The organism is Ferrovibrio sp. GW821-FHT12B10 (assembly GCF_058807515.1).
Map to the genome: position 1 here is coordinate 75476 of NZ_JBXAQT010000001.1, position 15923 is coordinate 91398.

Here is a 15923-nt window from a genome sequence, read left to right on the forward strand (position 1 = left end):
TCCTGACTCTACTGGTTACGCTGCATCGTCATGCTGGGCGCCGTCATCCGGCACGCCAGTATTCCCGTGGCCGATCACCGCCCGCTTGCCCACTTCATTGGCCGCGCTCACGATGCCCTCGCCTTCCATGCGTTCCATGATCCGTGCGGCGGCGTTGTAGCCGATCTGCAGATGCCGCTGCACAAAGCTGGTGCTGGCCTTGCCCTCGCGCAGCACCAGCGCCACCGCCTGGTCATACAGAGCGTCGTCGCTACTGCTGTCTGGTGGCGGCCGCACCGGCGCATCCTCGGGCCGGCTGGCCGGTTCCTCGGCGTCGTCGGCGTCATCCTCGGCATAGGCCTGGTCGGCCGGCAGCACGGCCGGAATGGCCGGCTCCCTGGCGCGCCGGCGGTTGCGCGCCGCCTTGATATCCTTCACCAGCCGGTCGCCGAACACCGGATTGTCGACCAGCACCGAGGCCACGCCCATGAACAGCGCCTCGTGATCGACATCGCCCGACAGCAGGCAGCAGCCGCTATCGGTCCAGTCCGGCGCCTCCAGCTTGGCGGTGCGCAAGATCAGGTTGCGCTTGGCCTCGGCCACCGCCATCGTGATCGGCAACACGCCCTGCGTCAGCGGATAGCGTTCGGCTTCCGTGTCGGCTTCCGCTTTCAGCGCCATCAGCTCGCGCGTCGCTTCGGCCAGCGTCTGGCCATGCCGCGTCCAGCGCGCGCAATAGGCCCGCAGCATCGCCAGCGGGCTGTCATGCACATGAATCGGCATGCGGTAATGTCGGGCCCGCTCCAGCGATGCGCCGCCCAGCAGGTCGCCGGCACCATGGCGCAGATAGAAATGCCGTGAATCATCCGGCCACAGCGCCAGCAGATCGACCAGCGTGCCATCCGCATCATGCACGGGGATGATGATCGCTGCGCTGCCGTCGCGCAGATCCTCGCCCGGATGCGGATGCCACAGCATGGTCACCTTGTCGATGATGATGCGCCCGACCCCGATTTGCATGGCCTGCAGCGCCTGCGTCTGCTCGGCGCCGATCTTGATGCGCAGCCACTCATAGATCGCCGGTGCCTTGATCGGGTTGGCCAGCGGCTTCATATAGGCCAGCATCTCGCGGGCCATATCCTGAGACAGGCTCACAGCAGCGCCCCCTGCTTTGGCAGTTCGGTTCCGATGAAGTCGCGCGGCGCCTGCGCGGGCTTTGCCACAGCTGATCCAGGATCATGCGCGCCGCAGAACCAGGGCGCGCCATAGCCGCGCTGCAGCGAACCCCAGGCCTTGCAGCCCGGATGCGCGCACCAGTGTTCCAGCTTGTCGGGTGCCAAAGTCATTCAGCGGCCCTTTCCAGCGATTGCAGCAGATCGGATTGCCCTAGCCGTGCCACGGCCGCAGGATTGATCCACAGCACCTCTGTACGGCGCACCCCGCCATCCGCGATGGCCGACAACTCGACGCGCCGCCAGTCGGTCAGCATTTCGTCGTACAACGCGGTCGGATACCCGGAGAGAATCACCATGCCCGTCAGGCTGCGCAGGGCGGTCAGCAGATCGGCATGCCCCCCCCGGTCCAATTCATGGCGATACGACTTGAACTTGGTCGCACCGACCTTGGCGCGCGCCGAGCGGGTTTCCGGCATATAGGGCGGATCGACATAGTGCAGCGTGTCGGCACCATCATGCTGCAGCATCACGTCAATGGCATCGCGGCATTCCACGATGACGCCCTGCAGGCGCGTGACGACAGCAGACAACGCCGACGGATAATTGACCCAGTCGTGCGCCGGCGTGGTGCCGGATCGGTTGCTGTTGGCCCGGAACCCGGTCTTCAAGTCTATATTCGGCGCATCAGATCCGTGGCCCATATAGCTGCGGATCACCTGCCGCCGCGCATCCTCCACGGCATCTCCGGTCCGCTCATATGCGCCCTCGAATTCCTCGCGCGCAAACGGAGTGAGGCGCAGCAAGTCGATCAGTTGAGCAGCCAGCACCGGCTCGCGCAGCACGCGGAACAGATTCACCACGTCGCCATCGAGATCGTTGTAGACCTCGGCATAGGATCGCGCCTTGCGGATTAGCATGCTGCCCGCCCCGCCGTACGGTTCGTCATAGACACGATGCGGCGGGAAATACGGCAGGATGCGCGGCGCCAGCATCCACTTGCCACCGTGCCAGCGCAGGACCGGGCGAGTTGGCGAGGTCATGCAGCCCTCGCCACAGCCGCAAGAATATCAGCGGCCTGCGGAGGGCAGACTGCATTTCCCAGCATCTTGATCGCCAGCTTGTTTAGCTGACTGTGCGTCAGGTTTTCGTTGGCCGGCATTACATAGTCGGCACGGAACCCCATCGCACCGCGACATTCGCCGGCATGGATCATGCGCATCCGATCGCCGTCAACCAGCGCCCAGCGTTCCTTGCAAGTGATGGTTCCGATCGGCCGCGAAAGGTCCCGACCCGTCAGGCCCGAACCGTTGCCGTAATACGGCATGATGAAGCGGTCACCGAACCGGCGGCGACCGTTTGCTATCCGATCCAAGGTCGCAGCAGCGCGACCAGGCCTGTTTATCATCGACCACCGGTCGTATCCCCAGTCAATGATGGAGTCGGCGGCGACGTGGGGCTTGTCCTCGAAAGAAAGGACAATAGGACTGCGACTCCGCGTGGCGACGATAAAGAGTCGCAAGCGTTCCTGCGGCACGCCATGGTCCGCCGCGTTGCGGATTACAACAGAGAGGCTGTATCCCAGCCGTTCCAATGCGTCGCGCCAGGATGGGAATAGCACCCACTTAAGGAAGGCAGGAACATTCTCCACCACGATAACTTGCGGCCGCCGCGCATCCGCGCAAGCGATCACGGCCCAGGCCGTGGACCGCGTCGCATCGTGATGCGGCCGGTCCTTGCCTCGCGCCGGCGTGAACCCCTGGCAGGCCGGCGCTGCCAGCAACCAGTCGAATTGTGGCATCAGATGGAAGTTGGCCTGCTGCAGATCCTGCACTTCGTGTTGCGCGTAAGGGTGGTTGAGCCGGTGCGTATCCACAGCCTCGTGCCAATGGTTGGCAGCCCAGACCACGCGGATACCTGTCATCGCAGCGCCTTCAGAGAAACCGCCAAAGCCGGAAAACATGTCGGCAGCCGTGATCATTCTGCGCCACCCTGGTTCTGCACGATCGCCATCTGCGCGCGCCGGCGCAGGGCTTGCTGGTGTTCAAGGTATCGATTGACGGCCGCGCGGAAGGCACGCTCGTTGCTTTTCGGCCGGCCGTCACGGTGATCGTGGTGATCGGTGTATGCCTTCCCCTCGACGCGCCCGAAGGTCACTCGCGGGTCGATGCTGCCGGCCTTCTTCAGCACCGATGGCAGGCTGCGCCCGAGCTGTTCGGCGATCCAGAACGCACGCTTGCCGGCCTTGGCCCATTGCCGCAGCCGCTGGATTTCGGCACTGGTCCAGAAATTCTGCTGATCGCCCTTTGCCGTCATGCCGCGATCTCCGTGCTGACCACATGCGCGCGCAGCCAGTCATCGGCGCTGACACCCTCGGGCAGCGACAGCAGGTATCCGACACCGTGGGTGCACAGGATGGCCGCGCCACCACGCTGCACCAGTTGCCGCAGCCGGCTGATCCGCACCTTGATGTTATTCGCCGCGTTGCCTGGCTCATCGCCATTCCACAGCACGGCCATCAGCGCGGTGTTGGGCACGGTCTTGCCGGCCTTGGCCAGCAGCGTCGCCAGGATCAGGCCTTCCTGCCGCTGGATGCGCACGCCGGCCACCATGCGGATCGGTTCGGGATGGTTGGCCACGCTGCCGGCGCCGCCACAGGTCGGGCAGAGATGCATCAGAATCCCCCCCGACACCGCAACCTATTGTGGTCGCTCGCGAATTTGCTCGCGTATTTTGTTTGACGTAACGTAAAGCTTATGGTTAAGTTTCGGTTAACCAATAAGGGGACCAGGGCGCATGTTGAGTCGAACATAACCGCCCCGCTTTGCGGGGCTCTGACACAAGGAGTTTCGCAATGACGTTTGGTAAACCGAAGGGCGCTTTGTCCGGTCTCCCGGCCCCGCGCCCGATGTTCCCGCCGCCGGCGGTTCCCCACATCCCCAATGACCTGTATCGCGCGGCCTACGGCAACGCCACGCCTACCCAGGTGGTCGGCATCTACAGGGCGACGCACAAGATCAGCTTCGACTTGGTCAAAGAGCGGCAGAACTACAACCGGCACCATGCTGCTGTCATGACCCGCATCCGCGCGGTCACCACGGACATGTTCAAGCATACCTACTCGTCCATGTTTGTGGTCAGCGGCCTCACGACGGCTGCCCTGCACGACGCGGTGCGCGAAGTGATGAATTTCGATGACCGGCTCGATGTCGAGCAGATCACAGCCATCGGCTTCGCCAGCGATGAATCCGGCATTGCCCGGATCGAGCCGTTCTACTAAGCGCATCTCTTTCCCCCTGGTGGCCATGGATCAGTTTCCTGGCCCCCAGGGGCGATCGCTGAGGCCCAGCAATTCGACCTCGGCCCCGCGCCAGTAGCGCCAAAGCTTCCTGCAGATGCCGATCACGCCGCACAGGATCAGCCCGGTGCCGATGCCGGCGACGTAGACGTAGAGCATTGCCCAATTCATGCCGCCGCTCCCTGTTGCTCGCTCGTGAAGTCATCCCGCATCGCGCCCAGCAGCCCGGCGATGGCGCGCACGCGCTCCGGGTCGGCCAGGTCGCCGGCCAGGCAGCGCACCGCCTGCTGCGTCTCCAGAATGGAAAAAACTGTTTCACGTGAAACCCGGCCCAGCCGGTAATGCCCACGGCTGGGCGTCTCGATGACGATGCCGCTTTTCCGCAAAACGCGGATCAGCACGCCCAAGCTGCCGCGCGATGTCGACTTGGCCTTGCCGCCATAAACCTGGCTGACCAGGTCCATCATCCCGTAGCTGTCGCCATCGGCCAGGATGGCCAGCAGCTTCAGCGTCACCGGCGCATAGACCGGCTGGCTCGCGCCCAGCGTGATCGCCTTGGTCATGACGGCTGCCCTCCGGTCTGCTTGCCGCCCGCCTGCTTGCCGCCCACCTGCTTACCAAGAGGCAGCGACTGCACCTCGGCGATGTAGCGGGAAATCTCGGCCTGCGCCTGTGCGGCCTCGCGCAGCATCTGGTCGCGCTCGGCCACCGTCACAGCGCCATCGGCCAGCGCATCGCTGGCCACGCGGCACAGGTCGCCCACCTCGGCCATCACGCGCATGGCGCGGCTGCGCGGGTCCAGCGGCGCGATGCTGATATCCATGCCGGCCGTCTCCAGCCGCTGGGCATAGACCTCGAAGATCGGCGCCACCGCCGCATCGCCGGCCTTGCCGCCGCCCGCGCCGATCGCCTGCATGTAGGCGGTGTCCAGCGTCAGCGCCTGTTCCAGCGACGGCTTCTCCGGCAGGTCGGGATTGCTCCAGCGCCGCAGCAGGTCGGACGACTTGGCCACCGCCTCGGCCGCAGCCTGCGGCGTCAGCACGCCCATGATGCGCGTAATGGCATCCTCGAAGGTGACCGGCTTGCGCAGCTTGGTCATGCCACACCGCCCTGCCACTCGGCATCGGCGCGCCGGATCGGCAAGCCACCCTTCAAGGCGAGCAGCTGGCGCATGGACTCACAACGGTCACCGCGATTGGAGAAGACAAAGGCCAGCCGATGCGTTTGGATGACGCCATGAGCATCGAACGGAAAACAGATCAGCGCGTCAGTGGTGCAGTTGACCAGCCAGGCCGGGCCGCGACGGTGGACCTTGCCATCGCTTACGCACGCGGCGCGGAGACGGCATCCCGGCTTGAGGCGGATGACCCCGGCAGCCCCGCGGCGCAGATGCTCCGGCGTCAACTCGCGCTCCTGGACCTCTGTGCCAAAACTGGTCATGCCGCCGCCTCGCCTGCAGTCGGTTCAGCCGGCACGAAATCCTCCAGCCGGCGGTCGACCCCATGACGGCAGCAAAGCTTGACCAGCCGGTCTGCCACGCGAAGGTCGAGGACCTTCCCGCCGGCTTCCAGGCGAGACACTTCCCATTGCTGCAAGCCCAGTTCGGCGCCGAAATCGGCCTGGCTCATATCCAGCGCCAGCCGCGCCTCGCGGATTGGATTTGTGATGTCTAGCGGTGCACCCATGGCGGGGAGATTATGCATTGATGCATATGCAGTCAAGCATATATCCGCATAAGGCCCTGCAACCCAGCTATGTCATTGGTCTGACTTAGAAAAGGCTATATGATTATGCAGTCTTGCATAAATTCAGATGACGCCGCGATCATCCAGATGCCGAAAAAGCGCCCTTCCATTCCGGTCAGCGGCTTGCCTACGGGCGAGCAGATCAAGGCCATGCGCAAACAGAGGAACTGGTACCAGAGCGACCTGGCAGCAGCACTCGGTTGCGACCAGTCGATGATTTCCAGGCTCGAACGCGACAAGATCGTGGATGTCGGCAATGCCATCGCCAGCCGGCTGCGCGACCTGATGACCGAATCCAGCGACGACGATGCCGCCAGCCATGCCGTCACCTTCACGGTCGAGCCTGGCCCGCGCGGCGGCAAGACCATCACCATCCCGCCCGGTGATCTCGCCGATGAAACCCTGAAGCTGTTGCGTCTCTTCGGGGCGGCCAAGCCAAGCGAGCGCGCCGCGATCCTGATGCGTCTGCAGCATCCTGGTCTGCGCGACGGCTCAGCCGTCGCCGCCCTGAGCGACGAGACTTTCGAGGCCATGGTCCTCGCCGGTATCCGCGCCTCCGGTGGCGCCCTCACCCGCGCCCAGGAGCACCGTGCCGTTGCCAGCGCGCTGGAGTACCGGGACCAGATTGCCGCTGGTCGCCCGCTGACCGAGGTGCTGTCTGAGATCAGCGAGCCGAACGACCGTACCCGCGCCCGCAGCAGCAGCAAGTCGTCGGCCTGACCTGTCCGCCGTGCGCGCGGGCGGATGATCCATCTCGCCGGCCGTACGATCCGCAACCCGGCGTGCCAACTCCAGCCCGATCAGATACGCCGCCATCATGCCGGCATCGTCTTCCGTCATGGCTTCACCGGCGCGTTCCAGTCGCCCGCTTGTGTCATCGTATCGGTCAGCCGCGCGGCGTGGCGTTCGGGCGGTTCGTCCATCACCTGCATGGGCAACGGCGCAAGCAGGCTGTCGCCGGCGCGGTAATGCGGATCCTCGGTCACCTGCCGCAACATGTCGCTACGTCGCGCGAACATCAGATGTTGCCACTGCTCCGGTTCGCGCGCGCCCGGCGGATAGACATACAGCCCGCGATGAAAACCGGTCATGCCGCTGGCCGAGGCTGCATAGCGCATGCCCATCGCTTCCTTGCCGCGCGCCACCATCCAACTGAAGCGCCAATGCGCCAGCGCCAGCGCCTGCGCCACGCGCAGGCAGCGCCAGCTCAGGCGCGCATCCTGCTTGCTCGGCTGCGCATCCTCACCCTGCCCCTGCATGCGGAAGGCGCAGTTATAGATCACCGGGCAATCCGTGATCATCTGCGCCTGGTGCACGTCGCAGCTCGCGCGCCAGCCCTCGGCGCGCCGGTCGGCGGCATGTTCGTTGTAAAAGAATTCGCCGCTCTCGAAACCGCGCGCCAGCGTGCCGTTCAGCCAGATCAGCCGCATGGCGCTGGCGCCGAACACGCGGCCGTCGCGCCGCAGCAGCACCGCGATGGTGCAATCCGGCCGGCTGTCCATCGGCCAGTAGCGCGGATCCGCCGTCGCCGGCAACCGCGCCGACCAGCCGGCGAAGATATCCGCCAGCCAGTGCAGGTCATGCGTCACCAGCGCCTCGATCCCCTCGGCCGCCATATCGGCATCCAGTTGCCAGATCGCGCTGGCGGTGCGCTGCGCCGCCTCCAGCGGCAAGGCGCGGCCCTCGGCCATGTCACGCACGGGAATCGCCATCAGCGCACCAGGTATCCGGCCGCCGACTGGATATCGAAGGGCACAGCCACGATCTGCACCGGCCCGCCGCCGGCTGGACCGCGCGGCTGGAACGGCACGCGCAGCGACTGATAGCTGTTGCCCTGGCTGTCGGCCAGGCGATGCAGCGTCGGCGCCAGCCGCGCATTCTCCACCTGCGCATGGATCAGGCCGGCATAGCTGCGGTTGGCGCGGTCGCGGATGTCGCGGCCCAGCAGGTCGGGCGACACCACCGTGGCGCTGCCGATATGCGTGGATATCGCATCGGTGTCGCGCAGCAGGATCACATGGCTTTGCGCCAGCAGGCCGGTCGCCTGCAGGGCTTCCATCGGATTGGCGCCGGCGGTCCTGGCCGCCGCGATCAGCGCGCGATGCGCCTTCAGCCGCACCTGGTCGATCGCGCAGGCCTCGGCCTTCCAGGTCGCCACCGTCAGCGCCGGCTGGCCCAGCACCGCCTCCAGAAAGCCCTTGCGGCCTTCGGCGGCCAGCCAGGCATCAAGATGCAGCAGCGTCGCGGTGTCGATCTCGCCGTTGTTTTTCCAGCGCGACAGCGTGCTGCGGTTCTTCCCCGCCGCGGCATACAGCGCCTCGCGCTGTGCCGGGTCCAATCCCTTGGTGAACCGCTCCAGCGCCTCTGCAAACCGCCGCGCCAGCGCAAGTTGCAAGCCATCCTGCTGCGACTGCATTCCGGTATCCCCTGCCCTTCGCCATGCATCCCAGGCCCCGCGCCCGCCCGCCGGCCTCAACCTCCGGCGTGCATCAATGCACAACAGTGCAACTATGCACGAAGGTGGTAGGCAGGCAACCGCTAAGTTGCATTGGGGATAAAAACAGGTTGTAGGCCGGATCATCTGGCGGCTCTTATGCATATTCCGTCTAAAATATGCTTGACTGCATATGCATTGGTGCATAATGATGGCCTCACACCGCCACCAGGCCAGCGAACACCATGCCCAACGTATCCGAACCGACTGTGACGAAAGACCGTGAATGCGCCACCTGCGCCTTCTGGTCCACCGATAACGGCGGCCCCGGCGCCTGCCGTCGCTTCCCGCCGCAGGGCGTGGAAGAGCAGGTCAGGGACGGCAAGGCCGTCAGCGTGAAGCTGCACGGCGCTTGGCCCTTCACCGCCGCCGCTGACTGGTGCGGCGAACATCTCACCCGGAGGTAAGGCATCCATGATCAAGACCACCGCCCTGCCCCCTGATCTACTCGCCGCCGCAACCAGCAGCACTGTTCTGCTCAAGCCGCTCGGCATCGCCGCGCAGATGGCCGAGGCCATGGCCATCGAAGTCCGCGCTGCCGGCCGATGCGATTGGACCGCGCTGGCCAGTCGCGGCTTCACCCCGGCCGAGATCACCACCCACGGCGAAAAAGCCAAGGCGCTGTTCGCCAACGCTCACCCCGATCTCGCGAGCATCGCGGCGGAGGGCAACTGAGATGGCACGCAAGCCCAAGCGCATCCAGCGTCAGCGCATCAAAGGCTGGAAGATGCCACCGAACACCGTAAGCGTGACGCGACCGGGAAAGTACGGAAACCACTGGAAGCCTGAACGATTCTCGACGGTCTGCGCGACACCGAAAGAAGCCGTCGACCTTTTCAAGAAGCACGATCTACCGCGCCTCACCGCCGATGCGCAGCGTGAGTTGCGAGGCAAAAATCTGGCCTGCTGGTGCCCCATCGGCAGTCCATGCCACGCCGATCTGTTGCTGAAGGTGGCCAATGCCTGAATCGCGTCGCGCCATGGGCAGCCACCAGTCGGCCAGGTCAGGCAGCAACACCTGGCTGACACCGCCGGCGATCATCGCCGCGCTCGGCGGCGCCGATAGCTTTGATCTCGATCCCGCCGCCGCACCCGTCATGCCCTGGCCCACAGCGCGCCGCATGGTCAACGAGGCCCAGGATGGCCTGGCGCTGGCGTGGTATGGCCGCGTCTGGCTCAATCCGCCTTACGCACCCGCCATCATCCCCATCTTCATGCGCCGCATGGCCGATCATGGGCGCGGCACGGCGCTGGTCTTCGCGCGCACCGAAACCCGCTGGGCCGAAGAGTCGGTCTGGCGCGCCGCCAGTGGCATCCTCTTCCTGCATGGCCGGCTGAACTTCCACACACCCGATGGCATCCGCGCGCCGCGCAATGCAGGCGCGCCCAGCATGCTGGTCGCCTATGGCCGCGACGATCTGGAACGGCTGCGCATCGCCGACCTGCATGGCGCGCTGGTGCCGCTGACCCCCATTGCCGGCATCTTCCTGCTGGCGCGCAAAGCCAGCGAGGACCGCACCTGGCGCGAACTGCTGACCGAGGCCCTGCGCCATTTCGGCGGCAGCGCCGATCTGTCCGCGCTCTATGCCCATCTGGAGCGCCACCCCAAGGCCAAGGCCAATCCCAACTGGCGCCCCAAGATTCGCCAGACCGTCAACCAGGTGGCAAAGCGCACCGCGCCGTCCACCTACGCGCTGGAGGCTGCCCATGGCTGACCTGCGGGCCTATCTGCCGCGCACGCCGCTCGGCTGGCTGGCCTTCGGTGGCCAGGTCGCGCTCTGCGCCGCCGGCCTGCTGGTGCTGATCATCGCGCCGTATGTCGCCGGCATGGCTCTGCACCCGCAGCAGATCGGCAACAGCTTCATCTTCGGAGGATTGTGATGCCCCGCAGCCAGCACTCTCGCCGCCACGGCGCGCCCGATTACGACCGCCTGCAGATGTCGTTCATGCAGCGCCGCGCCGCCGATCACCAGGCCGAGATCGATCGCCTGCAGCAGGCCGCCGCCGCCGCCCGCATCGCCGGCGACACCAGGGACGCCGATGAACTGGCCGCGCAAGCCGCGCAACTTGTCACCCAGGGAGTGCCCGCCTGATGCTCACCACCGAAGCTGAAGCGAAGGCCAAAGCCTGTTTGCAGACCGATGCAGTCTCGGACACCGGCTGGCGCTGCTGCGCATCAAAATGCATGGCCTGGCGCTGGTGGGATTACAAGGATCGCAGCCGCCTCACCGCTGACGATCATTTCGAGCTGCCGACAGCGGAGTCTGGCCCAGGCCCCATCATCCACCCCGGCGGCCGCCGCGGCTATTGCGGCCTGGCCGGGAGGCCCGAATGACCTGGCTGCTGACCCTGCGCGGCAACCGCGCGCCGCTGGCCGATCCACGCCCGGCCGATATCAGCTTTGTCGAGGTGGCCGACGCGCTGGCCAAGCTTTGCCGCTTCACTGGCCACGCCGCCGCCTTCTATTCAGTGGCGCAGCATAGCCGGCTGGTGGCCGACCTGCTGGCCCGCCGCACCGATCTGCCACAGCCGCAGGCCCAGCTCTACGGCCTGCTGCACGATGGCCACGAGGCCTATCTGGGCGACATGAACAGCCAGCTCAAAACCATGCTGTCGGTGCGGCTGGCTGAATTCCCGGTCATCTGGCGCGGCCTGGTTGGCCCCTTCGATCAGGCCATCTTCGCCCGCGCAGGCCTGGATCCCGAGATGCCGCCCGCCATTGCCGAGGCCGTGCGCGAGGCCGATCTGGTCATGCTGGCGGCCGAGATCACCGATCTCTTCCCCGCCACGCCGACGCGCCGCGAGGCCCTGCGTCGCCTACCGCAGCCGCCGACCTACGTCAGCACCATCAAGCCCGAACCCTGGCCGCTGGCCGCCGAACGATTCCGCAAGCGGCTGGAAGAACTGCAGGTGCGGCTCGGACCCAGCACGATGATGCTGGCCGGCGAGGATGCCGCGCAATGAGGGAGACCCAGCAGCATAAGCGCGCGCCGGTGATCGGCCGCCGGTCAGTCGACCTGGCGCCAGCCCTGCCGCAGGTAGCGGCGTTTCAGCACGTCGGGCACGCCCAGCGCCATCACCGTGCTGGGGCCAAAGAACACCAGCACAACTTCGCCCCAGTGCAGCGCGCCGGCATTGGGCGGACGCATCGCGCCCACCATCCAGGCCAGGCCGATCACGCCCACCGGCACCAGGATCAGCCACAGCACCAGGTAGCCCCACAGGCCCCGGAACATCAGATAGAAGGCGCCGAAAACCATCGCTGCCAGAAGCTGCACGATCCCGACGCGCTCCCTGTAGCCGTTCAGTGGATGCTCGAACACCGCCATGCCGCATATCCCCGTATCAGTCGCCCGCGACGCCAGCCTGCCGTGGCGGCCGCCGGCGGTCAACTCCAAAACCCCGCCAACTCCGGAGGCCTCTATGTCTGAACCCGCCAAGCGCTGCGCCATCGTCCATGGCTGCCTGCATATACCGTTGACCGACGAGATCGCCGCTACCCTGCGCGGTCTGGGCTGGACCGTCGACCTGCACGATCGGCCGGGCCACACCACGCAAAGCCATGTCGTGCTCGATGCCGGCGATCTGGCCGAGGCCGACAAGGCGCTGGATGCGGTTGTGCTGCAATACTGCACCCGCCTCCAGGTGAAAGGCCGCAGCACCATGGCCGGCGACGGCGGCCAGCCGGTGCGGCAGCTCACCTATCGGCACATCCTGAAAGCCGCATGAGCACCGAGAACCAGCATGCCCTGCGCGAGCATGTCGCCGCGCAGGCCCTTGCGGCGGTCCAGGCCGGCGAGATCGACGTGCTGGAAGCCACCGCCGCCCTGATCGGCGCGGCCGCTCTCTTCATCGCCACATACCGAGAGCCGCACCGCACGGCGCTGACCACCATCTACGCCGAGGGTCTGCCTCGATCCGTCGCCGCAGTCGCCATGCAACTGCATGCGGATGAAACAAGGGGGAATGGCTGATGGACTGGGCCGACATCTTCGCGCGCCGCGCCGTGGCCCGCGCCGAACGCAACGTGCCGATCGACAAGGCGCTGCGCGAAGCGTTGGTCGAAAACCTCGCCGTCGCGATCCGCGCCACAGGCCATGCCGAATTGATGGCGCTGGTCAATCCGCCCTCACCCGTCAAACCCGAACAGCCGCAGGAGCCAGATCATGCGTAACCCCATCGTGAAATTCATAAGCTGGCTGCGCGGCAAAGACTTCGATGCCGCCGAGGTGGCCGAGGCGCTGGCGCGCAAGACCGTAGACGATGCCAGCAAGCTCGCAACGCAAGCCGACCCCAAGTTTCTGCGTTGGGAAACATGCAATCCCGCCGTCGGCCAGACTGTCGGCAGCGGTTCGGGTGCTGGCTGGGACAGCGAAAAGATGGGGACCTATTTCCTCCGGGGCCATGAAGGCCTTGCCGTACGCGGACCGGCTGAAGCCCTGCTGATCATCTCCGCCGCCATGCGGCAATACCGTAGCGAGGCGCCGCGAGCGCCGGCGCCAGACAAAACCAAGATGGAGGTTGAGGTATCAGTTTCCCTCACGGGCGGGCCTGGCGCGGCTGTCGCCACCGAGCTGCTGGCGGAACGTCAACGCCAGATTGGGCAGGAGCACCGCAGCACCTTTCATGACGATCAATATCGCTCGCCGGACATGGCCCGCGCTGCCGCTGCCTATTGCATGTCGGCCGCCGCGACCGGCGCCGGCAATGCGCCCACCCGCAAGACCTGGCTGACGATCGCGAAGCGCATCTGGCCGCGAAGCTGGTCCGGCTGGTTTAAGCCCAAGAACCCCCGCCGCGACCTTGTGCGCGCCGGCGCGCTGATCATCGCCGAGATCGAGCGCCTCGACCGCAAGGAAGCGGCCGCCACCAAGAAGGCAGCCTGACCATGGCCGACCTGATCTTATCCCCTCCCGAACCGCCACTGTCGGATGATGCGTGGAAGCAGCGTTTCATGGATCGCATGCTGCGCACGGCACCTGAACCTAATCGCGAATCAACTGAAGTGGATGACGCCGAAGCGCGGGCCTACGCGATGCAGGCAGCCGCATCCTATCTGCCTGACCGAGACCAGTACGACAGCCCTGAAGATGCTGCCGATACCGATATGTCTTACTGGGAGGAATGACCATGGCAGGACTGACCCGCGAAGAACTGCACGCGGCCGCCGCCGATCTCGACCGCCGGTCTGACGCCTTGCTGCCGCCGGCCTGGTGGCCGCGCTTCATCAAACGCTGGCGTGCGAACAAGGCGGCCGCCCTGCAGGAACGGCGCGAAGCCATGCTGGAGGCGTCGGCGCTGTATCTCGGGTTCTGTTGTGAAATCTGCAACAGACCGCTGCTGATCGGCGATCAGGGCTACATCTACGACGATGGCCCCGGCTTCTGTGCCGACCATGCGCCGACCTATGCCGAGTATCGCGACACCGCCAACGATGCCGATGCATGGGAAGACGAAGACGACCAGGTCCGCGCGCAGAACAAGATCGCCCGGTATCTCGCCGCCGGCGGCAGCCTCGACGATCCCTGCACCTGGACGCTTTAGGAGTGACACCATGGACCACACACAACCGAATCCCAATCCCTACGGCATGGGTCATGGTGATCCTGCCACAACGGCTGAGTCGGCAGGCTATTCTCGCGGGTACAAGGACGGCCTCGCGGTTGGCGCCGCCGGACAGGATCAGGTTATGCGCGAAAGCTTCACCGCCCAATCGCCCGCCAGCGTAGCCGCCGCAATGCTGTCCATCCGCGATCCGGCAAGGGTGTATCGGATTGCAGCCTGGGCAGATGACCCCACTGGCTGGGATCAGGAAACCGGCGCGCCAGGCATTTCCATGTTCGGTAACGCCATCCAGGCCTGGGCAGCACTCCAGAACCGGGAAAAGGTCAGCATCTACGAAGCGGCGCTGGCATTCAACGTCGATCCGAACCGCGTGGTCGAAGCGGTCGAGGATCATTACTGGATGTACATCGAAGGCTGGGCCGGCGAGGACAAGACCTCCGGCTTCATCGGCCACGACGGCGAATAGGAGAACCCATGGCCGACGGAACCAAAATCGAATGGACGGACGCCACCTGGAACCCGATCACGGGCTGCTCTGTCATCTCGCCCGGATGCGCCAACTGCTATGCCATGAAACTATCCGGCAGCCGCATGAAGCACCATCCGTCGCGGACTGGACTCACCAGTCCAAGTAAGGCAGGCCCAGTCTGGAATGGCAGTGTCAGGTTTAACCAGGGCTTCTTGCAGCAGCCCCTGCTGATTTGGAACCGCAAGCCGCGTCGCATATTTGTATGCGCACACGGTGATCTCTTCCACGAGGCAGTGCCCGAAGATTGGATAGATCAGGTGTTCGCCGTGATGGCCCTTTCGCCGCAGCACACATTCCAGGTGCTGACCAAGCGGCCGGATCGTCTGCGCGACTACTTGCTATGCCAGCGCCGACAGAACCGTATTGCATGGGATGTCGTTCCCCGGGTTCTGTTCGATGCCGGCATTGAATGGAAGTCTGAGCCAAATCCTACAAAAGGCTGGCGCGGCCGCGCAGTTCAAGCCGGGACGGTCTGGCCTTTGCCAAATGTCTGGATCGGCGTTTCCGCAGAAGACCAGCAGCGCGCCGACGAACGGATTCCGCTATTGCTGGATACCCCAGCGGCAAAACGGTTCGTCTCGATTGAACCGATGCTCGGCCAGATCGATATCGTCCCGTTCCTGTTCATTTATACCCACGCCGACGATGCAGTGCTGGCTAAGGCCGATGGCGAACCGCCCACCCTTCCGTTCAATGATCCTGCAACAACACCTGCCGCAGAGATTTCCACCCCGCGCCTGGACTGGGTGATCTGCGGCGGTGAGAGCGGAGTCGGCGCCAGGCCGATGCAGCCAGACTGGGCGCGCAGCCTGCGTGATCAGTGCTGGGATGCGGCCGTTCCATTCTTCTTCAAGCAATGGGGCGAATACGCGCCGGCGGCATGCGGACCATGCACCTGCGTTCCGAGCGAAACCTGCAGCCATGGCGGCCGGGCGTTAGGATCATCCACAGCTTTGCGCAAAGTCGGCAAGAAAATCGCTGGCCGTGCGCTCGACGGCATGCATCACGATGGGATGCCAGCATGACTATCGCACGGCCGAAAGACATGTCAGATCGCGAGCTGCAGATAGAGTGGAACCGTCAGTGCCGCCACCATGATAGATGTATTGACAATCTTCCCATGGGGCACCCGACAATCGAA

Annotated in this window: 32 protein-coding genes; 18 read left to right on the forward strand and 14 right to left on the reverse strand. The window is 65.2% G+C overall.

The features are described from left to right. Nucleotides 1-15: 15 nt before the first annotated feature. The 6 genes from AC1RRT_RS00465 to AC1RRT_RS00490 are packed head-to-tail and all read right to left on the reverse strand — an operon-like array spanning nt 16 to nt 3826. Nucleotides 16-1134, reverse strand: a complete 1119-nt coding sequence (locus AC1RRT_RS00465) for a DNA translocase FtsK (protein WP_493011677.1) — start codon at nt 1132-1134, stop codon at nt 16-18. Further along, on the reverse strand, nt 1131-1325 hold the full coding sequence (locus AC1RRT_RS00470) for a hypothetical protein (protein WP_493011679.1): 195 nt from the start codon (nt 1323-1325) through the stop codon (nt 1131-1133). The genes AC1RRT_RS00465 and AC1RRT_RS00470 overlap by 4 nt, the downstream gene beginning before the upstream one ends. Further along, entirely contained in the window at nt 1322-2194 is an 873-nt protein-coding gene (locus AC1RRT_RS00475; RefSeq protein WP_493011680.1) for a DNA adenine methylase, read from the reverse strand. Before AC1RRT_RS00475 ends, AC1RRT_RS00470 begins: the two co-directional genes overlap by 4 nt. After that, a complete protein-coding gene (locus AC1RRT_RS00480) occupies nt 2191-3132 on the reverse strand; it encodes a DNA cytosine methyltransferase (RefSeq protein ID WP_493011681.1) in 942 nt (313 codons plus the stop codon). Before AC1RRT_RS00480 ends, AC1RRT_RS00475 begins: the two co-directional genes overlap by 4 nt. Beyond that, nucleotides 3129-3467 (reverse strand): hypothetical protein, encoded by a 339-nt coding sequence (locus AC1RRT_RS00485; protein WP_493011682.1) that lies wholly within the window; start codon nt 3465-3467, stop codon nt 3129-3131. Before AC1RRT_RS00485 ends, AC1RRT_RS00480 begins: the two co-directional genes overlap by 4 nt. Further along, the gene (locus AC1RRT_RS00490; protein ID WP_493011683.1) at nt 3464-3826 is read right to left on the reverse strand and encodes a helix-turn-helix domain-containing protein; all 363 of its coding nucleotides are present in this window, start codon (nt 3824-3826) and stop codon (nt 3464-3466) included. Before AC1RRT_RS00490 ends, AC1RRT_RS00485 begins: the two co-directional genes overlap by 4 nt. Nucleotides 3827-4005: 179 nt before the next feature. Between AC1RRT_RS00490 and AC1RRT_RS00495 the strand changes: the two genes are divergently transcribed. Beyond that, nucleotides 4006-4431, forward strand: coding sequence for a hypothetical protein (locus AC1RRT_RS00495; RefSeq protein ID WP_493011684.1), 426 nt, complete (start codon nt 4006-4008; stop codon nt 4429-4431). Nucleotides 4432-4461: 30 nt separating this feature from the next. On the opposite strand, the gene AC1RRT_RS00500 is transcribed toward AC1RRT_RS00495, so the two are convergent. Genes AC1RRT_RS00500 through AC1RRT_RS00520 form a run of 5 tightly spaced genes read right to left on the reverse strand, consistent with a single transcriptional unit; the run spans nt 4462 to nt 6152 of the window. Then, the gene (locus AC1RRT_RS00500) at nt 4462-4620 is read right to left on the reverse strand and encodes a hypothetical protein (RefSeq protein ID WP_493011685.1); all 159 of its coding nucleotides are present in this window, start codon (nt 4618-4620) and stop codon (nt 4462-4464) included. Next, nucleotides 4617-5012, reverse strand: a complete 396-nt coding sequence (locus AC1RRT_RS00505; RefSeq protein ID WP_493011686.1) for a hypothetical protein — start codon at nt 5010-5012, stop codon at nt 4617-4619. Before AC1RRT_RS00505 ends, AC1RRT_RS00500 begins: the two co-directional genes overlap by 4 nt. Beyond that, a complete protein-coding gene (locus tag AC1RRT_RS00510) occupies nt 5009-5548 on the reverse strand; it encodes a phage regulatory CII family protein (protein WP_493011687.1) in 540 nt (179 codons plus the stop codon). The genes AC1RRT_RS00505 and AC1RRT_RS00510 overlap by 4 nt, the downstream gene beginning before the upstream one ends. Continuing rightward, complete coding sequence (locus AC1RRT_RS00515; protein ID WP_493011688.1) at nt 5545-5889, reverse strand: hypothetical protein; 345 nt, start codon at nt 5887-5889, stop codon at nt 5545-5547. Before AC1RRT_RS00515 ends, AC1RRT_RS00510 begins: the two co-directional genes overlap by 4 nt. After that, nucleotides 5886-6152 (reverse strand): helix-turn-helix transcriptional regulator, encoded by a 267-nt coding sequence (locus AC1RRT_RS00520; protein WP_493011689.1) that lies wholly within the window; start codon nt 6150-6152, stop codon nt 5886-5888. The genes AC1RRT_RS00515 and AC1RRT_RS00520 overlap by 4 nt, the downstream gene beginning before the upstream one ends. A gap of 192 nt (nt 6153-6344) precedes the next feature. On the opposite strand from AC1RRT_RS00520, the gene AC1RRT_RS00525 reads away from it, so the two are divergent. Continuing rightward, nucleotides 6345-6914, forward strand: a complete 570-nt coding sequence (locus AC1RRT_RS00525; RefSeq protein WP_493011690.1) for a helix-turn-helix domain-containing protein — start codon at nt 6345-6347, stop codon at nt 6912-6914. 116 nt (nt 6915-7030) lie between these two features. Here AC1RRT_RS00525 and AC1RRT_RS00530 read toward each other — a convergent pair whose 3' ends face one another. Beyond that, nucleotides 7031-7906 carry a hypothetical protein gene (locus AC1RRT_RS00530; protein WP_493011691.1) on the reverse strand — a complete coding sequence of 292 codons (876 nt, stop codon included), beginning with the start codon at nt 7904-7906 and terminating at the stop codon, nt 7031-7033. Next, complete coding sequence (locus AC1RRT_RS00535; RefSeq protein ID WP_493011692.1) at nt 7906-8610, reverse strand: hypothetical protein; 705 nt, start codon at nt 8608-8610, stop codon at nt 7906-7908. Before AC1RRT_RS00535 ends, AC1RRT_RS00530 begins: the two co-directional genes overlap by 1 nt. A 263-nt stretch (nt 8611-8873) precedes the next feature. Here AC1RRT_RS00535 and AC1RRT_RS00540 point away from each other — a divergent pair, with 263 nt between their 5' ends. The 8 genes from AC1RRT_RS00540 to AC1RRT_RS00575 are packed head-to-tail and all read left to right on the forward strand — an operon-like array spanning nt 8874 to nt 11652. Beyond that, entirely contained in the window at nt 8874-9095 is a 222-nt protein-coding gene (locus AC1RRT_RS00540) for a hypothetical protein (RefSeq protein WP_493011693.1), read from the forward strand. Between the two features lie 7 nt (nt 9096-9102). After that, entirely contained in the window at nt 9103-9363 is a 261-nt protein-coding gene (locus AC1RRT_RS00545; protein WP_493011694.1) for a hypothetical protein, read from the forward strand. Between the two features lies 1 nt (nt 9364). Next, nucleotides 9365-9655: a DUF4326 domain-containing protein gene (locus tag AC1RRT_RS00550; protein WP_493011695.1), complete on the forward strand. Its 291-nt coding sequence runs from the start codon at nt 9365-9367 to the stop codon at nt 9653-9655. After that, nucleotides 9648-10403, forward strand: coding sequence for a DNA N-6-adenine-methyltransferase (locus AC1RRT_RS00555; RefSeq protein WP_493011696.1), 756 nt, complete (start codon nt 9648-9650; stop codon nt 10401-10403). The genes AC1RRT_RS00550 and AC1RRT_RS00555 overlap by 8 nt, the downstream gene beginning before the upstream one ends. Beyond that, nucleotides 10396-10569: a hypothetical protein gene (locus AC1RRT_RS00560; protein ID WP_493011697.1), complete on the forward strand. Its 174-nt coding sequence runs from the start codon at nt 10396-10398 to the stop codon at nt 10567-10569. The genes AC1RRT_RS00555 and AC1RRT_RS00560 overlap by 8 nt, the downstream gene beginning before the upstream one ends. Beyond that, nucleotides 10569-10781, forward strand: a complete 213-nt coding sequence (locus AC1RRT_RS00565; RefSeq protein ID WP_493011698.1) for a hypothetical protein — start codon at nt 10569-10571, stop codon at nt 10779-10781. The genes AC1RRT_RS00560 and AC1RRT_RS00565 overlap by 1 nt, the downstream gene beginning before the upstream one ends. Next, complete coding sequence (locus AC1RRT_RS00570) at nt 10781-11023, forward strand: hypothetical protein (RefSeq protein ID WP_493011699.1); 243 nt, start codon at nt 10781-10783, stop codon at nt 11021-11023. The genes AC1RRT_RS00565 and AC1RRT_RS00570 overlap by 1 nt, the downstream gene beginning before the upstream one ends. Beyond that, nucleotides 11020-11652, forward strand: coding sequence for a hypothetical protein (locus AC1RRT_RS00575; RefSeq protein ID WP_493011700.1), 633 nt, complete (start codon nt 11020-11022; stop codon nt 11650-11652). The genes AC1RRT_RS00570 and AC1RRT_RS00575 overlap by 4 nt, the downstream gene beginning before the upstream one ends. A gap of 44 nt (nt 11653-11696) precedes the next feature. On the opposite strand, the gene AC1RRT_RS00580 is transcribed toward AC1RRT_RS00575, so the two are convergent. Continuing rightward, nucleotides 11697-12017, reverse strand: a complete 321-nt coding sequence (locus tag AC1RRT_RS00580; protein ID WP_493011701.1) for a hypothetical protein — start codon at nt 12015-12017, stop codon at nt 11697-11699. A 94-nt stretch (nt 12018-12111) separates the two neighbouring features. Between AC1RRT_RS00580 and AC1RRT_RS00585 the strand changes: the two genes are divergently transcribed. The 8 genes from AC1RRT_RS00585 to AC1RRT_RS00620 are packed head-to-tail and all read left to right on the forward strand — an operon-like array spanning nt 12112 to nt 15807. After that, the gene (locus tag AC1RRT_RS00585; RefSeq protein WP_493011702.1) at nt 12112-12417 is read left to right on the forward strand and encodes a hypothetical protein; all 306 of its coding nucleotides are present in this window, start codon (nt 12112-12114) and stop codon (nt 12415-12417) included. Then, the gene (locus AC1RRT_RS00590; RefSeq protein WP_493011703.1) at nt 12414-12662 is read left to right on the forward strand and encodes a hypothetical protein; all 249 of its coding nucleotides are present in this window, start codon (nt 12414-12416) and stop codon (nt 12660-12662) included. Before AC1RRT_RS00585 ends, AC1RRT_RS00590 begins: the two co-directional genes overlap by 4 nt. Next, a complete protein-coding gene (locus AC1RRT_RS00595; protein WP_493011704.1) occupies nt 12662-12862 on the forward strand; it encodes a hypothetical protein in 201 nt (66 codons plus the stop codon). The genes AC1RRT_RS00590 and AC1RRT_RS00595 overlap by 1 nt, the downstream gene beginning before the upstream one ends. Then, complete coding sequence (locus AC1RRT_RS00600; protein WP_493011705.1) at nt 12855-13574, forward strand: hypothetical protein; 720 nt, start codon at nt 12855-12857, stop codon at nt 13572-13574. Before AC1RRT_RS00595 ends, AC1RRT_RS00600 begins: the two co-directional genes overlap by 8 nt. 2 nt (nt 13575-13576) lie before the next feature. After that, nucleotides 13577-13816 (forward strand): hypothetical protein, encoded by a 240-nt coding sequence (locus AC1RRT_RS00605; protein WP_493011706.1) that lies wholly within the window; start codon nt 13577-13579, stop codon nt 13814-13816. Nucleotides 13817-13818: 2 nt separating this feature from the next. Further along, nucleotides 13819-14232, forward strand: coding sequence for a hypothetical protein (locus tag AC1RRT_RS00610; RefSeq protein ID WP_493011707.1), 414 nt, complete (start codon nt 13819-13821; stop codon nt 14230-14232). 10 nt (nt 14233-14242) lie between these two features. After that, entirely contained in the window at nt 14243-14719 is a 477-nt protein-coding gene (locus AC1RRT_RS00615; RefSeq protein ID WP_493011708.1) for a hypothetical protein, read from the forward strand. Nucleotides 14720-14727: 8 nt separating this feature from the next. Then, a complete protein-coding gene (locus tag AC1RRT_RS00620) occupies nt 14728-15807 on the forward strand; it encodes a phage Gp37/Gp68 family protein (RefSeq protein WP_493011709.1) in 1080 nt (359 codons plus the stop codon). The last annotated feature ends 116 nt before the right edge of the window (nt 15808-15923 follow it).

What these genes read in the sequence shown, in the direction of transcription:
- AC1RRT_RS00470 (WP_493011679.1), bottom strand. Translation starts at nt 1,325, where the DNA reads ATGACTTTGGCACCCGACAAGCTGGAACACTGGTGCGCGCATCCGGGC.
- AC1RRT_RS00475 (WP_493011680.1), bottom strand. Translation starts at nt 2,194, where the DNA reads ATGACCTCGCCAACTCGCCCGGTCCTGCGCTGGCACGGTGGCAAGTGG.
- AC1RRT_RS00480 (WP_493011681.1), bottom strand. Translation starts at nt 3,132, where the DNA reads ATGATCACGGCTGCCGACATGTTTTCCGGCTTTGGCGGTTTCTCTGAA.
- AC1RRT_RS00485 (WP_493011682.1), bottom strand. Translation starts at nt 3,467, where the DNA reads ATGACGGCAAAGGGCGATCAGCAGAATTTCTGGACCAGTGCCGAAATC.
- AC1RRT_RS00490 (WP_493011683.1), bottom strand. Translation starts at nt 3,826, where the DNA reads ATGCATCTCTGCCCGACCTGTGGCGGCGCCGGCAGCGTGGCCAACCAT.
- AC1RRT_RS00495 (WP_493011684.1), top strand. Translation starts at nt 4,006, where the DNA reads ATGACGTTTGGTAAACCGAAGGGCGCTTTGTCCGGTCTCCCGGCCCCG.
- AC1RRT_RS00500 (WP_493011685.1), bottom strand. Translation starts at nt 4,620, where the DNA reads ATGAATTGGGCAATGCTCTACGTCTACGTCGCCGGCATCGGCACCGGG.
- AC1RRT_RS00505 (WP_493011686.1), bottom strand. Translation starts at nt 5,012, where the DNA reads ATGACCAAGGCGATCACGCTGGGCGCGAGCCAGCCGGTCTATGCGCCG.
- AC1RRT_RS00510 (WP_493011687.1), bottom strand. Translation starts at nt 5,548, where the DNA reads ATGACCAAGCTGCGCAAGCCGGTCACCTTCGAGGATGCCATTACGCGC.
- AC1RRT_RS00515 (WP_493011688.1), bottom strand. Translation starts at nt 5,889, where the DNA reads ATGACCAGTTTTGGCACAGAGGTCCAGGAGCGCGAGTTGACGCCGGAG.
- AC1RRT_RS00520 (WP_493011689.1), bottom strand. Translation starts at nt 6,152, where the DNA reads ATGCATAATCTCCCCGCCATGGGTGCACCGCTAGACATCACAAATCCA.
- AC1RRT_RS00525 (WP_493011690.1), top strand. Translation starts at nt 6,345, where the DNA reads ATGCGCAAACAGAGGAACTGGTACCAGAGCGACCTGGCAGCAGCACTC.
- AC1RRT_RS00530 (WP_493011691.1), bottom strand. Translation starts at nt 7,906, where the DNA reads ATGGCGATTCCCGTGCGTGACATGGCCGAGGGCCGCGCCTTGCCGCTG.
- AC1RRT_RS00535 (WP_493011692.1), bottom strand. Translation starts at nt 8,610, where the DNA reads ATGCAGTCGCAGCAGGATGGCTTGCAACTTGCGCTGGCGCGGCGGTTT.
- AC1RRT_RS00540 (WP_493011693.1), top strand. Translation starts at nt 8,874, where the DNA reads ATGCCCAACGTATCCGAACCGACTGTGACGAAAGACCGTGAATGCGCC.
- AC1RRT_RS00545 (WP_493011694.1), top strand. Translation starts at nt 9,103, where the DNA reads ATGATCAAGACCACCGCCCTGCCCCCTGATCTACTCGCCGCCGCAACC.
- AC1RRT_RS00550 (WP_493011695.1), top strand. Translation starts at nt 9,365, where the DNA reads ATGGCACGCAAGCCCAAGCGCATCCAGCGTCAGCGCATCAAAGGCTGG.
- AC1RRT_RS00555 (WP_493011696.1), top strand. Translation starts at nt 9,648, where the DNA reads ATGCCTGAATCGCGTCGCGCCATGGGCAGCCACCAGTCGGCCAGGTCA.
- AC1RRT_RS00560 (WP_493011697.1), top strand. Translation starts at nt 10,396, where the DNA reads ATGGCTGACCTGCGGGCCTATCTGCCGCGCACGCCGCTCGGCTGGCTG.
- AC1RRT_RS00565 (WP_493011698.1), top strand. Translation starts at nt 10,569, where the DNA reads ATGCCCCGCAGCCAGCACTCTCGCCGCCACGGCGCGCCCGATTACGAC.
- AC1RRT_RS00570 (WP_493011699.1), top strand. Translation starts at nt 10,781, where the DNA reads ATGCTCACCACCGAAGCTGAAGCGAAGGCCAAAGCCTGTTTGCAGACC.
- AC1RRT_RS00575 (WP_493011700.1), top strand. Translation starts at nt 11,020, where the DNA reads ATGACCTGGCTGCTGACCCTGCGCGGCAACCGCGCGCCGCTGGCCGAT.
- AC1RRT_RS00580 (WP_493011701.1), bottom strand. Translation starts at nt 12,017, where the DNA reads ATGGCGGTGTTCGAGCATCCACTGAACGGCTACAGGGAGCGCGTCGGG.
- AC1RRT_RS00585 (WP_493011702.1), top strand. Translation starts at nt 12,112, where the DNA reads ATGTCTGAACCCGCCAAGCGCTGCGCCATCGTCCATGGCTGCCTGCAT.
- AC1RRT_RS00590 (WP_493011703.1), top strand. Translation starts at nt 12,414, where the DNA reads ATGAGCACCGAGAACCAGCATGCCCTGCGCGAGCATGTCGCCGCGCAG.
- AC1RRT_RS00595 (WP_493011704.1), top strand. Translation starts at nt 12,662, where the DNA reads ATGGACTGGGCCGACATCTTCGCGCGCCGCGCCGTGGCCCGCGCCGAA.
- AC1RRT_RS00600 (WP_493011705.1), top strand. Translation starts at nt 12,855, where the DNA reads ATGCGTAACCCCATCGTGAAATTCATAAGCTGGCTGCGCGGCAAAGAC.
- AC1RRT_RS00605 (WP_493011706.1), top strand. Translation starts at nt 13,577, where the DNA reads ATGGCCGACCTGATCTTATCCCCTCCCGAACCGCCACTGTCGGATGAT.
- AC1RRT_RS00610 (WP_493011707.1), top strand. Translation starts at nt 13,819, where the DNA reads ATGGCAGGACTGACCCGCGAAGAACTGCACGCGGCCGCCGCCGATCTC.
- AC1RRT_RS00615 (WP_493011708.1), top strand. Translation starts at nt 14,243, where the DNA reads ATGGACCACACACAACCGAATCCCAATCCCTACGGCATGGGTCATGGT.
- AC1RRT_RS00620 (WP_493011709.1), top strand. Translation starts at nt 14,728, where the DNA reads ATGGCCGACGGAACCAAAATCGAATGGACGGACGCCACCTGGAACCCG.